Source organism: Bilophila sp. 4_1_30 (genome assembly GCF_000224655.1).
Lineage (GTDB): Bacteria > Desulfobacterota > Desulfovibrionia > Desulfovibrionales > Desulfovibrionaceae > Bilophila > Bilophila wadsworthia.
On the sequence record NZ_JH114231.1, the window covers coordinates 173506 to 186216 of the forward strand.

The 12711-nt window shown below is 56.4% G+C and carries 17 protein-coding genes; 14 read left to right on the forward strand and 3 right to left on the reverse strand.

Annotated features, from left to right (window positions below; translation table 11 throughout):
- Positions 1–176 precede the first annotated feature (176 nt).
- From terL to HMPREF0178_RS00885, 3 genes are read left to right on the forward strand one after another with little or no spacing between them, the layout of a single operon-like run.
- Positions 177–1634: a phage terminase large subunit gene (gene terL, locus HMPREF0178_RS00875; RefSeq protein WP_009368012.1), complete on the forward strand. Its 1458-nt coding sequence runs from the start codon at positions 177–179 to the stop codon at positions 1632–1634.
- Position 1635: 1 nt separating this feature from the next.
- Positions 1636–2283: a hypothetical protein gene (locus HMPREF0178_RS00880; protein WP_009368013.1), complete on the forward strand. Its 648-nt coding sequence runs from the start codon at positions 1636–1638 to the stop codon at positions 2281–2283.
- A 1-nt stretch (position 2284) separates the two neighbouring features.
- The gene (locus tag HMPREF0178_RS00885; protein ID WP_009368014.1) at positions 2285–2503 is read left to right on the forward strand and encodes a hypothetical protein; all 219 of its coding nucleotides are present in this window, start codon (positions 2285–2287) and stop codon (positions 2501–2503) included.
- A gap of 50 nt (positions 2504–2553) precedes the next feature.
- Here HMPREF0178_RS00885 and HMPREF0178_RS20735 read toward each other — a convergent pair whose 3' ends face one another.
- From HMPREF0178_RS20735 to HMPREF0178_RS20740, 3 genes are read right to left on the reverse strand one after another with little or no spacing between them, the layout of a single operon-like run.
- Positions 2554–3435, reverse strand: coding sequence for an HNH endonuclease (locus HMPREF0178_RS20735; RefSeq protein ID WP_009368015.1), 882 nt, complete (start codon positions 3433–3435; stop codon positions 2554–2556).
- A complete protein-coding gene (locus tag HMPREF0178_RS00895; protein WP_009368016.1) occupies positions 3428–4138 on the reverse strand; it encodes an OmpA family protein in 711 nt (236 codons plus the stop codon). The genes HMPREF0178_RS20735 and HMPREF0178_RS00895 overlap by 8 nt, the downstream gene beginning before the upstream one ends.
- The gene (locus tag HMPREF0178_RS20740; RefSeq protein WP_009368017.1) at positions 4122–5399 is read right to left on the reverse strand and encodes a MotA/TolQ/ExbB proton channel family protein; all 1278 of its coding nucleotides are present in this window, start codon (positions 5397–5399) and stop codon (positions 4122–4124) included. The genes HMPREF0178_RS00895 and HMPREF0178_RS20740 overlap by 17 nt, the downstream gene beginning before the upstream one ends.
- Before the next feature lie 287 nt (positions 5400–5686).
- Here HMPREF0178_RS20740 and HMPREF0178_RS00905 point away from each other — a divergent pair, with 287 nt between their 5' ends.
- The 11 genes from HMPREF0178_RS00905 to HMPREF0178_RS21810 all read left to right on the forward strand — a co-directional run.
- Entirely contained in the window at positions 5687–6049 is a 363-nt protein-coding gene (locus tag HMPREF0178_RS00905) for a D-Ala-D-Ala carboxypeptidase family metallohydrolase (RefSeq protein WP_009368018.1), read from the forward strand.
- The gene (locus HMPREF0178_RS00910; RefSeq protein WP_009368019.1) at positions 6049–6387 is read left to right on the forward strand and encodes a hypothetical protein; all 339 of its coding nucleotides are present in this window, start codon (positions 6049–6051) and stop codon (positions 6385–6387) included. The genes HMPREF0178_RS00905 and HMPREF0178_RS00910 overlap by 1 nt, the downstream gene beginning before the upstream one ends.
- Positions 6320–6568 carry an Rz1-like lysis system protein LysC gene (gene lysC, locus HMPREF0178_RS00915; RefSeq protein WP_050809240.1) on the forward strand — a complete coding sequence of 83 codons (249 nt, stop codon included), beginning with the start codon at positions 6320–6322 and terminating at the stop codon, positions 6566–6568. Before HMPREF0178_RS00910 ends, lysC begins: the two co-directional genes overlap by 68 nt.
- Positions 6565–6882 (forward strand): hypothetical protein, encoded by a 318-nt coding sequence (locus tag HMPREF0178_RS00920; RefSeq protein WP_009368021.1) that lies wholly within the window; start codon positions 6565–6567, stop codon positions 6880–6882. Before lysC ends, HMPREF0178_RS00920 begins: the two co-directional genes overlap by 4 nt.
- On the forward strand, positions 6879–9050 hold the full coding sequence (locus HMPREF0178_RS00925; RefSeq protein ID WP_009368022.1) for a hypothetical protein: 2172 nt from the start codon (positions 6879–6881) through the stop codon (positions 9048–9050). Before HMPREF0178_RS00920 ends, HMPREF0178_RS00925 begins: the two co-directional genes overlap by 4 nt.
- The gene (locus tag HMPREF0178_RS20285) at positions 9047–9256 is read left to right on the forward strand and encodes a hypothetical protein (RefSeq protein ID WP_009368023.1); all 210 of its coding nucleotides are present in this window, start codon (positions 9047–9049) and stop codon (positions 9254–9256) included. Before HMPREF0178_RS00925 ends, HMPREF0178_RS20285 begins: the two co-directional genes overlap by 4 nt.
- 5 nt (positions 9257–9261) lie before the next feature.
- Entirely contained in the window at positions 9262–10077 is an 816-nt protein-coding gene (locus HMPREF0178_RS00935; protein ID WP_009368024.1) for a hypothetical protein, read from the forward strand.
- A 15-nt stretch (positions 10078–10092) separates the two neighbouring features.
- Positions 10093–11118 (forward strand): N4-gp56 family major capsid protein, encoded by a 1026-nt coding sequence (locus tag HMPREF0178_RS00940; RefSeq protein ID WP_009368025.1) that lies wholly within the window; start codon positions 10093–10095, stop codon positions 11116–11118.
- An 11-nt stretch (positions 11119–11129) separates the two neighbouring features.
- Positions 11130–11525 carry a hypothetical protein gene (locus HMPREF0178_RS00945; protein ID WP_009368026.1) on the forward strand — a complete coding sequence of 132 codons (396 nt, stop codon included), beginning with the start codon at positions 11130–11132 and terminating at the stop codon, positions 11523–11525.
- Positions 11526–11527: 2 nt separating this feature from the next.
- Entirely contained in the window at positions 11528–12226 is a 699-nt protein-coding gene (locus HMPREF0178_RS00950; protein WP_009368027.1) for a DUF6682 family protein, read from the forward strand.
- An 8-nt stretch (positions 12227–12234) separates the two neighbouring features.
- Positions 12235–12711: hypothetical protein (locus tag HMPREF0178_RS21810; RefSeq protein WP_232281157.1), on the forward strand; the 477-nt coding region annotated here is incomplete at its 3' end.

Sequence of the window (12711 nt, forward strand, 5' to 3'; positions counted from 1 at the left end):
GAGGAGTGGGAAACCATGACGCGAGGCCGCCGGAACCTCGCCCCGCAGCAGGAGCGGGGGACCACGGTGAACGTCAGCCAACAGGCCAGCGCGCAGACGGCAGCCGTGGCGACCTCCGTTCCCGCGCCTGATTCCGCGCTGCGGGAGGCCCTGCGCGGCTCATATGAGGCGGATTGATGGGCCTGCTCTCCCGCTGTACGCCGGAACAGCTTGCCGCCATCCGTGACGCCTGCGAACGGGACTTCCTCGCGTTCGTCGCGCTCATGTTCCGGGCGCGAACGGGCATGACCTTTCGGGTCAACCGGCATCACGAGCAAATCGCGGATGCACTCATGTCAGTGTATCGGGGGGACGTGCGAAACCTGCTCATCAACACGCCGCCGGGGAGTTCCAAAACCGAGCTGGCGGTCATTGCGTTCATGGCGTGGTGCTTCGCCCGCGACCCGCATTGCCGTTTTCTGCACCTCTCGTACTCCGACGACCTTGCCTCGCTCAACAGCACGTCAGCCCGTGAGATTCTGGAGACGGAAGCCTTCCAGCAGCTTTGGCCGCTGGCCTTCCGTCGGGACACCAAGTCCAAGAAGCGGTGGAACATTGAGAGCGGGGGGCGGACTGCCGGCGGCGTCTACGCCACGTCCACCGGCGGGCAGGTGACGGGCTTTCGCGCCGGGTTCATGGAGCAGGGCTTTTCCGGCGCCATCATCATCGACGACCCCATCAAGCCGGAGGATGCGTGGAGCCAGTCCAAGCGCGAGACGGCGAACCGGAGGCTGACGAACACCGTCCGGTCGCGCCGGGCTACGGACGACACCCCGGTCATCATGATCATGCAGCGTGTCCATGAGGACGACCCTTCCGCGCTGGCCCTTTCTGGGCGGCTCGGGTTGGACTTTGAGCAACTCGTTATTGAGGCCGTGCCGGGAGAAGGGACGGATAACGCGCGGAGCTATTGGCCGGATAAGGAATCTCTGGAAGGGTTGCTTGCCTTGCGTGATTCGGACCCATACACATTCAGCTCGCAGTACCAACAGCAACCTACGCCGCCCGGCGGGGCAATGATCAAGCTCGATTGGATACATTACTTCGGGGTCAAGCCAGCAGGCATCACGAGTATCGGTATTTTCACTGACACGGCTCAGAAAACAGGCCAGCACAACGACTATACCGTGTTCATCCTAGCGGGGTGCGATGGGCAAAATGTCTATCTCCTCGATCTGGTCCGTGAGCGTCTTGAGGCCCCTGACCTCATCAGCGCGGCGAAGGCCTTCTACGAGCGTCACCGCCCGAACCGCATCACCAACCCCGTGCGCTTCGCCGGGTTCTTTGTCGAGGACAAGGTATCCGGCACGGGGCTTATCCAGACATTGCGCCGGGAGACGGACATCCCGGTTATCCCGATACAGCGGGACCGCGACAAGGTATCCCGTGTCAATGACGTTCTCCCGTACATCCGGGCAGGGCGTCTTTTCGTGCCGGAGGATGCACCGTGGGTGAACGCCTACATCGGGGAGCTGGCGGCGTTCAGCCCGGCCATGACTCATGAGCACGACGATCAGGTCGATCCGACCTGTGACGCCCTTTCCGAACTGCTATCCCCCGGCGGGAATCTCATCACCGGGGCCGACTGGAGCTGACATGCCGTACATCCGTACCCTGCGCGACGCCATGACGCAGGAAACCTTCTTTCTGGAAAACCGTACAGGACGGCAGTTCTCGCGCATCGTTGCCGCGTTGGCATGGCCTCACGGCATAGCGCAGGGATGCGTCATCGTGCTCGGGGAGATACGCGGGCGGCCCGCCGTGCTGAACGTCCACAACCATGTCCATGTGCTCAACGAATATCGCTCCGGCGATGTGGCCGACCTCGTGGACATGGCGGTCAGGCTCTACGAGGACTGGTCGGCGTCGTGCGTCATTACGCCGGGGGACGACAGGCGTGTGGTGTTTCTTGATGCCGCCAACGACGACCTGCGCCGGGAACGCCGCCGGAGGATACGGATCACCGATCCGCAGGTATGGAACGGGAGTGGGGAGCGGGTGCTTCCTTTCTACCTGGGCATCCTTCAGCAGCGGATAGTGGGGGAGAAGACGTTGTTTTTCGGGACGGACTGCACGGCGGCGTCCGAGACGCAGCGGCTTGGGAGCGAGGACGTGGACAGGCGGATGACGGATTACCCCGGAGCCGCGGCGCTTCTGTGGGCCGTGGCCGAGATGGACTTGAACCGGCGGCGCGGGGAAGCGAGGGAACACCTTGGCCCGGCGGACAGGCTCGGGGGGTACTGAGATGGCGGAACGGGAAGTAATGGTCGTCTACGCGCCGATGATTTTGCGGAGCCTTGCGGAGATCAAGGAGGCCTTCGGGGTGGGCGAGAGGCAGATCAAGCTATGGGTACAGCAGGGTGCACCCATAGCCGTGGAAGGTGAGGGGAGAAAGGTGCGGTACAGCGCGGAGGCGGTTAGGTTGCAGGTGTGGAGGGAGAGAAAGTGTCTAATGTTGGAATAATGGTTTCTTTAAGAAAAGTGACGACAGGATTACCCTTAAGGTTATATTTGTCAGATTACGGTAAATATCCCTTGTTCTTTTTGGAGTTGCCTTACGATTTGGGCTTCTTTTTGAAATCGAGGATTCCCTTTCATATGATCATGAAAGGGTTGTTCCATATGACATATCACACAAAGAATTTTTAAATTGCTTCGCTTATTATCTGTACCTTCTCCATTCACATGATGCATATGAAGATAAGAGCGGTGTTGAGAGCAGTCGACACCACATCCTTGACATTTATAGTGAATAGATTGTTTGTATTTATTAGCGCGTTCAGTGTGATCCGGAGCATATTTTTCTGTTATTGGTACTTGTTCTGTTCGCCTAAATGTTTTTGGGATATCAGGTTGATATTCTTCATAGAAATTTTTTAAGGAAAAAGGTTCTTTATACATCCCATTATGAATTAAAATATCTCTACAATTTTTACAAAGTTCTAAAGATACTAGAATTTCTTTGTAATAATTCTGAGCATTTACAGGGAATATACCATCTGCACGAGATGTAGCAACATATCTATCCTTTCTACCTTTTAAGACCATATCTTGAATTGTTTTACAATTACATAAATGAAATTTATATGTTGATGTTTTATTATAAGGATTTACGCCTTGGCTTTGGTTTTTAATGTAAATACAACATTTTACGCCATTAACTTCAAGTGTCTCATCTTTAACTACTGTAAAAGTTTCATGTGCAAGTGAAACAGCTTTTAGTTTGATTTTTTCAGCAAATTGCAATTGCTCTGTATTAGGTACAATTGTCTCTACGATTTTAACACGAGTTTTAACAAACTCTACGTCAGGTAATTCAGGAATTTTGATGACCCCCATTTTTTGTAGAAGATGTTTTACTTCAACACATGCAGAGAAATCAGGTAATTTAATCATTTTTCAACTCATCAAGAATTTGAACGATTCTATTTTCGGCGTTTGTTCTTGTTCGAAATTCAACACGCCGAGAGCGGGCTTTATCCTCTGTACCATCATCATTATAAACAAGTTTGCTTGATGAAAGCCCATTCGCTGTTACATGCTGTTGCATTAAATTTTTATAGTTATTTTTTTGTGTTATAGAATAACAATAAACCAATACAGAGCGCGTTCTTTCTTGAGAAAGTTGCATATTGTTAAAGTATGCTTCATCTGGAGAACTTGTTCCTGTACTCCATTCAGAAGATGTATGTCCTTCAATACGAACTTCAGCAATTGTGTCTTTAAACTCGTCAGAAAAAATGATATTTAAATATCTAGGAAAAAAATTATCTAGTATGTCTTTAAATTTTGGAGTAACATCAGCTTTACCTGTTTGGAAAAGTATATCTGGCTCAAAAAATTGTATAGAAAGAGTTTCTTTATCAATGATCGCTTGCCATTTGGGGAGATCTTCCTTGAATTCTTCATTCAATTTTTCATATAAAGCGACTTGTGCTTCGTGATAAGTCACAGCGATCTTTTTTATTTTTTGCTGCCCTTGTGCGATATTATGCATATAGGCAATGGCAATTAGCAAAAAAATCATCATCAGTCCGGCCATAAGATCTGAAATAGATGACCAATGTTCTCCATCTTCTATTTTAGTTAAGCGAAGCATTGTTCATCCTCTCCGCTATCCTGACAACCTCACGCAAACGATCCGTCAATGGGGTATAATCACTGGCAAATTTGTTTGAAAGAGCTATCATTGCACCTGCAAAGGATTCAAGGGATTTTCGCAATTCTTCTTCCAATGACTTTTCAATCGATTCAATTTGTTTTTGTGAAGCTTGCGAGAGTTCTGAAGCGTGTGCCTGAAGCTCCATAGTCGCCTTACGTATGAAGTCGTTAGTTTCTTCTTGTAATCTTTGAATTTGATCTGTGATCGCATTCATATTTTTGGAAATTTCAGGAACGACAGTTGCAGCCTTTTCTCCTGCATCCTTGATGGCATGAATGGATGCATCCAGAAGTTGGTTTTGCTCTGTTAATTGACTACTATGAAGAGAAAGCTCTTGACCTGAAATAGATATAGAATGGAGTTTTGTATTTATAGTAGCAATCTGCTCTGAAAGTTCCATAATTCTGTCAATAGATTGATTGTAAACAGTATTTAATGAAGAAAGCTGTATAAGAACAGAGGAAAGATTTTCATGGTTTTGTGTGATTATTTCTTTATATTCAGACTGCCAAGTATTCAATCGTTCTGTTGAATCCTTCAAATCTTGAAAAGATTGGCTTACTAAATCATTTAGCATTGTATTGAATTTATCTACTACACGTTTTAATTCGTCAATTAATGATTCTGATGCCATTTTTGAAAACTTTTCAGCAAACTCTTCAAAAGCTTTTTTAGTTTCTTTACGACTATCTATTAATTCTTGACGAATTAATTTAACTTGTGAAACTAAAGAATATTCTTCGTCAGAGCGGAAGCATCTTCCTATCGTTTCCTCAAGCTTGTTTATACTTTCTCTGATTTCAGATGAATAAATTTCTATATTTTGAAGGCATTTTGCAGGATCTGTAGAACCTTTCTCACCTATATCATCACGTAGATTATAAATAAATTTTAAAAATAAAGACACAGACATCCCAATAAGGGAAGTAAAAAAGGCTGTTTTCATTCCCTCAAGTAGCGTTGGAATACTTTCTGAAATATGTGCTGTATCAAAACCAGAAAGTCCTATAAAAATTCCCCAAAATGTTCCAAAAATGCCACAGGATACCGAGAGTGAAGGTAAAAAATCGCGAACTCGCTCTAGCTTTCGAAAAACAGAAAGAATAATACCAGTTATCGCAATTCCACCAATCATTAATGAAAAAATGATATTACTAGGTGATGCACCTGCAGCTAAAAAAATTTCTATATCTGTCATCCGTCTTCTCCCTCCTCAGATTATATTGCGTTGGTGAGGTTCGCGTATCAAAAAAACTTTATTGGGAAAAGGAATTTTTTTAGTTCTCACACCTGAAAAGAAGTTGTTATTTAGATTATCTCGTGTATCTCCAGTTGGTTCCTACTTTTTTCATGCGCATACGCTATCTTCCGAAAAGTTTGTCAATTCCCCACCAGACCCTCACCAGATGCCCACCAGACCCGCACCAGTCCGACAGGCTCAAAACCCCGTGCTACGCTCCTGACCAAACTCAGGAGCGTTTTTTCATGCACTACACCGAAGCCCGTTGGTCCGGGAAATGGCCGAACTTCACCCCGAAGGAGATCGCCTGCAAATGCTGCGGGGAGATCGTCGTGGACGAGGAGGGCATGGACGCGCTCCAGCGGCTCCGCGACATGTGGGGCGAGCCCCTCGTCATCAACAGCGGTCACCGCTGCTTCAGGCACAACAAGGAAGTGGGCGGGGTCGCGCATTCGCAGCATCTCACCCTCGCCTTTGATGTCCGTATGCCGAAAGAGCGGCATGAGGCATTCATCAAGCTGGCCCGTAAGTGCGGGTTCCGGGGCATCGGCCACTGGGACTACGAGAACTTCGTGCACCTCGATATGGGGCCGGAGCGGGAGTGGTGATGCCTATCGAACGCATCGCCTGCTCCGTCTTTGCCTTGGCCTGCCTTGCTCTCGGAGTGTTTGCGTTCATCGTGACGGAGCAGCGGGATCTTGCCCGGCAAGACGCCGTAACATGGGAGGAAAGCGCGAAGCGGAATCGTGCCGCGCTCGAAGACATGACGGCGGCCCATGCCAGACTTCAAGAAACGCTTGAAGAACGCGAAGGGAAGCTGGCGGCGTTGGAACAGGACCGGGAACGGCAGCGCGTGAAGCTGCGGGAGGCCATGCGCAATGACAGGCAGACTGGCGATTGGGGCGGCACTGTGTTGCCTCCTGCCGTTGACGGGCTGCTCAGGTAAGCCGGTGGCGACCATGCCCGTCGTGATCCGGCAGGATGCCCCGGCGTACCTGACGGCGGAAACGCCCGTGCCATTATGGACCGGCGTGAACAATGCCGATCTGGTCGACTATGTCTTGAGCCTCCGTCAGGCCCTCGGTTCGTGCAATGCGGACAAGGCCGCTATCCGTGGGGGCCGATGAGCGACATGCAGGACTGGAATTTCTGGGAGATGCTGGAACGGTCGTTGCCGTTCATCGGCGTTTCCGTGACCGGCGCGTTCGTGCGCTGGGCACGCTTCGGGTTCCGTTCCGTGGGCGGTTTTCTGCTCTCGGCGGTCATGGCTGCCTTTTCCGCCTTCCTCATGTTTGCGGCGTTGGAAGACAGCGGGCTTTCGATGGGGTTTATCGTCGGGATTGTCGGCATGGCGGGCTATTCCGGCGGAACGGCGCTGGACGCCATGCAAACCCGGCTCCTGCGGAAGATTGAACGGGGCGGGGTGGAGGACAAGCAATGACTCAGATACCGCTTGAAGCTGAGAACGAATTTTACGCCGCGATGGAGCGGGAAGACGCGGAACAGCTGGAGCGCGAGGCCCGCGCCGCTGCGTCCGCCCGGCTCAATGCGTTGGCCTTGCAGCTCAAGCGCGAGTTCTCGACCGCCGAGTCTTCCCGCAAGCTCATTGAGGAGCGGTGGCTTGAAGACCTCATGCAGTACCGGGGGCAGTACCCCGCCGACGTGATGGAGCGGCTGAAGAAATTCAAGCGGTCGCAGGTCTACTATCGGATGACCACGAACAAGGTGGACATGATGGTGGCCCGGCTCATGGACCTGCTGTTCCCGGCGCGCTCAAAGAATTGGGCCATCCAGCCCACGCCGGACCCGGAAATTCCCGGTGAGCTTGTTGAGCAGTCCCCGGAGTTCATGCAGGCCGTGCAGGAGGTCATGGCGGAGCAGATGCAGCTCTTGCAGGCGCAGAACGCGGTTCCCGACGGCCTTGCCATGCAGAAGATGCAGCGGATGGCCATGCAGGAGGCCATGCGGCGCATCGACCTTGATACGGTGAAGCTCCGCATCGCCAAGGCCTGCGCCGACAAGATGGAGCAAGTCATCGACGACCAGCTCAAGGAATCCTCTGCGGGCGGCGAATTCCGCCCCTCGTGGCAGCAGCACTGCAAGGCCGTCATCTTTTCCTCCTGCCTGCTCGGGATGGGCGTGCTCAAGGGGCCGCTGGTCGAACGCCGGGAACTCAGGAAGAGGCGTCCCGTCTCCGATGCAAGCGGCAGGGTTGTCTGGGACGAGCAGGTCATCGGCGAGGAAATCCGGCCCTATTACGAGGCCGTCCCCGTCTGGGAGGTCTATCCCGATCCCGGCGCGCTGGAGCCGCGCCAGCTCCGCTATGTCTGGCAGGTGCACCTCAAGACGGACAAGGACCTGTGGGACCTGACGACGTTCCCCGGTTTCGATGCATCCGCCATCGAGGGGTATCTCAAGGAGCATGAAAACGGCGACGCCTCGTTGACGACCTACGAATCGCAGAAGCGGAATCTGAACGACGCCAGCGGCAACCTCGGCGCGGTCATGGACAAGCGGTTCCGCGTCTACGAACGGTGGGGCTATCTCACCGGGCAGGAACTTCGGGATGCCGGATGTGCGGTTGAGGACGTCGACCTGTACCGCGTGTTTCCCTCCTGCGTGTGGATGCTCGGCGACACCATCATCAAGGCGTCGGTCAATCCGCTTGAAGGCGTGGACATCCCCTTCTTTTTCTATCCCTGCCAGCGTGACGAAACGTCTTTTTGGCCCGAAGGCATCGCGTACCGGCTGCGGTCGCCGCAGGCGGGCATCAACGCCGCCGTGCGCGCGGCGCAGGACAATACGGCGTGGAGTTCCGGCCCCTTGTTCGGCGTGAACATGCAGGCGTTGGCCGAGGGGGAAGACCCGCTGGACATTTCGTCGAGCCGTGTCCTGCTGTTCGACAAGGCCGGGGTGAACATCAACGATGCCCTGAGCGTCGCCGTGGTGCCGTCCTGCATTCAGGAGAACCTGACGCAGGTGAAGTTCTGGCAGGAGTGCGCCGACGAAATCAGCACACCGCGCTTCAACGCCGGGGACGGGCGCGTGTCCGGCGCGGGCGAGACGGCGTCCGGCCTGTCCATGCTCATGGGGGCATCGAACATCCTGCTTAAGGACCGTGTGAAGGACTTTGACGAGTATGTGTCCGCGCCGTTCATCCGCGCGATGTACCGCTTCAACATGCAATGGAGCCCGCGCGAGGAGATCAAGGGCGACTACGAGGTCGTCGCCACCGGTTCGCAGTCGCTTATCGCCAAGGAAGTCAGGGCGCAACAGGTGCCCGGCATCATTTCGCTCATGGCGAATCCCTTGTTCGCCAGCCGCATCAAGGAAGACGAACTCCTTAAAGTGACGCTTGAACAAACGGACTTGCCCGCCGAACGCATCCTGCGGACCGAGAAGGAAGCGCAGGAACATCAGCATCAGCAGATGGTCATGCAGGCGCTGGCGCAGGCCGAGGCCAACGTACAGGCCCTGACCGCCGAGTTGGGCAGGCAGGGGCTTTCCCCCGAACAGGTGCAGCAACAGCTCATGCTGGCGTTGGCGCAGTCGCAGCAGCAGGCGGCGCAGGCCCAGTCTGAACAGCCGATGGAAGGGACAGCCGCATGATGAAGCAGCCGAGCAGGGCCGCCGCCGATCTCCGCGCGGCGTTCGGGACGGGGTTTTATCTCGCGCTTCGGGAATTGCTTGAAGAGGAAATCGAGACGCAGCGCGACACGCTTGAGAACGCGTCGGACGAGGCGTCGCTCAGGAAAGCGCAGGGCGCGCTCGTGGAACTGCGCTCCATCATCAATACAATCACGCCGAAAGAGTGAACGCCATGCAGGAAGACCAGAATCAGGAACTGATGGATCAGGAAGGCACGGAAGCCTTTGCCGCAGGATTCGACGACGAGCCGGGGAAGCCCGCCGAGCAGCCGGAACAGGAGCCTGAGCATGTATCCGAGGAGGGAACGCCGCCCAGCCCCGAGGAGTCGTCCGCAGGGCAGGCGGTCCCGCAGCCGGAACCGGCAGTACAGGCACAGCCCGCCGCCCCTGACCCCCAGCCGCGCGAGGAGCCGCAGCCGCCGAAGACGGTCGAGATTCCCGAGGGGAGCAAGTCGGAATTCGCGGAACTGGAACAGCTTTCGCCGGAGGCGGCCGCCATTGCCCGCGAGGATTCCCCGGAAGGGGAAACGCTCCGCAGGCGGCTGGCGGAATACGGCGCGGACAACGCGATGGATCGGGCGGAACTGTTTATGGCCCGGCGTGAGCGGGAAGCCTTCGCCGCGCAGCAGCAGGCGGGCATGGCGGAGGCCGCGAACCGGAATTTCGTGGCGGTCGTCCGGCAGGCCCATCCCGATCTTTTCGAGGCATCCCGCAGCAAGGCGGATAACGAACGGTTTCAGGCGGACATGCAGGCATGGATCGAGCAAAAGCCCTATGCCGAAGCCGCGCCGCTCATGGACGTGTTTCTGCACGGGCGTGATCCGCACGCCGTCGCCGAGTTGATCACCCGCTTCAAGAACGAACGTCAGGCGTCGCAAAAGGCGCGGACGAATCCCGACGGTGCGTTCGCCGTCCCGAGGCGCGGCGCGCCCGTGGTGCCGCAGGGCGTCGGATCGAAAGACGACTTCGATGCCGGATGGAACATCTAACCGAGGTGAAAACGTATGCCTCCCATGACGACCACAGGAGACATCTCCTACCGCACCGCAGGGTATTTCTCGAAGCAGCTCCTTGAGCGTTCGCAGCCCCTGCTCGTGCTCGACAAGTTCGGACAGCCGAAACCGCTGCCCGCCCACAGTACGCGGACGATCAAGTTCCGTGGCTATGAGCATCTTCCCAACCAGCCCAAGGCGTTGATCGAGGGCGTGACGCCGCAGGCCAGCAAGCCGACGTTCAAGGACATCGAGGCCACCATCAACCAGTACGGCGACTGGATCGAGCTGACCGACGTGCTGGCCGACACCCACGAGGACCCGCTCATTTCCGAGTTCTCGGACATTCTGGGCGAACAGGCCGCCATCATGCGCGAACGCATCACGGCGGGCGTGGTGCTCGGCGGGACCAACGTGTTCTTTTCCGGCGAGACGGCCGGGGCGCAGGCGACCAACCGCAACGGCGTGAACAAGCCGCTGACGCTGGAACTCCAGCGCCGGGTGACCCGTATGCTCAAGCGTCAGCTTGCCATGCCCATCACCTCGTTCGTCAGCGCGTCCCCGAACTTCAAGACCGAGAGCGTGCTGCCTTCGTATGTCGCCATCTGCCATACCGATTGCGAGGCGGACATCCGCGAGATGCGCGGCTTCCTCGACGTGAAGGACTACGGCGGGGGCTATAAGCCCATGCCCGGCGAAATCGGCTCCGTGGAAGGCGTGCGCTACATGTGCACCACCGTCTTCGAGCCGTGGGCCGACGCGGGGGCAGCCGGGAACGGCGTTTTGTCGTCCACCGGCGCGTGCGCCGACGTGTATCCAGTCCTGTACCTCGCCAAGAACGCCTTCGGCATCATTCCCTTCAACCGTTCCGCCGGCGGGAAGTCTCCCATCGTGCCGATGGTTCTCAATCCCAACGTCCCGCGTGGCGGCGATCCCCTTGGTCAGCGCGGCAGCATCGCGTGGAAGATGTGGCACGGCGCCATCATTCTGTACGATCTGCACATGATCCGGGCTGAAGTCGCCGTGTCTTCGCTGTAGCAGGAGCCGTCATGTCCCAAATGAAGGAACAAGAAATGGCGAAGGAAAAGGAATCCGGCAGCAAGCCGCCCCTGACCCCGGAGGAGAGCGAACGCCTGAACCAGTCCGTCCAGAAGAGCGAGGCGCAGGCGGCGGCGCAGCTTCGCGGGCAGCGCAAGGTGCGGATCGTCATCCCGTCCGGGCGCGGGGAGCACGAGAAATGCCCCGTGACCATCGGAGTCAACGGCCAGTCCTATCTCATCGAGCGGGACAAGGAGGTGGAGGTGCCGGAAGCGGTGGTCCACGCCCTTGAACTCGCCGTGGAGAAACAGCCTTTGGTCAACGTGGACCCGGTGACCCGTGAGCGGACCATGTCGTTCGTGCCCGTGCCCCGGTTCCCGTATCGCCGTATCGGCGAGGCGGTGTAGCCATGCAGGCGGCGGAAATCCTGCGCCTTGTGTCCGGCGCGTTGCAGGACCTTGAACCGGGCATCCGTGCGAGGTGGGAGTGGAACGGCGGCGACGACAACGCCGTCGGGCTGCTCGACTTCCTGAACCATGCGCTCAGGGAAGTGGTCATGCAGCGTCCGGACGCCACGGCCGTAACCGGAGACATCGTGCTGGAGCCGGGCATCCGGCAGGCCATTCCCGGACGGAAGCACGGCGTGAAGGCGCCCGCCATGCTGTTTATCGGTCTGAATGCGAACGTGTGCGATGGAAGGACGGGCAGGCCGATCATGGCGACCACCACAGAGAACATCACGGGGTGGGCGTCGATGGGCATGTCCGCCCCGTGGGCCGGAATCGAGTATTTCGCCTATGACCGGATGGCGGACCCTTTGTTCTACTGGGTGTTCCCCGCCGTGCCGGAAGAGTGCGAGGCGATCGCCAACGCCACATGGAGCGCCGAGCCGCCGCGCATCGGAAGCCCGGACGACTGTCTGCGTCTGCGGGATACGTTCGCTCCGGCGCTTGTCCACCATGTCCTGTACGGCATCCTGTCCGGCGATAATGAGGCCTCCAATCTGGCCCGCGCGCAACACCACCTGAGCGAGTTCTACAACGCGCTCGGGGTCAAGCGGCAGGTCGATGCCGCGTGGCCCCGGACGAGTACCGGAGGCGCGCAATGACGGAGCGCATGGCTTCCTACGATGTGATCATCCCCCGCGTGCTCATGCAGGTGCAGCCGTGTCCGCAGTTCGTCGTCCTTGACGCCGTTCAGCAGGTTGCCGTGGACTTCTTCACCCGGACCGAGGTCTGGACGGACACGATGGCGGAAACGCTCTTTCGCGGTTCCCGTGTTGTGGAGTTGATGACTGACAGGGGCGTGGTCGTTTCCCGTGTCCTTCACTTGCTGCTCGATGGCGTGCGGTTGGAAGGTGGGAGCGACTTTCATGCGGAGAGGGCCGGATCGGGAATCACAGTGCTGTTTCATGCCGCGCATGAGGACGCCGACCACACCGTTTACGCGTACTGCGCGTTTCGTCCGGCGCGGACGGCGGCGCAGGTTCCTGAAGCGTTGCTTGAAGAATGGGGCGATACGCTGGTGTTCGGCTCTCTCGCCAAAATCAAATCCATGAGCGGCCCGCGTGTCGGCTGGTCCGATCCGCAGGCC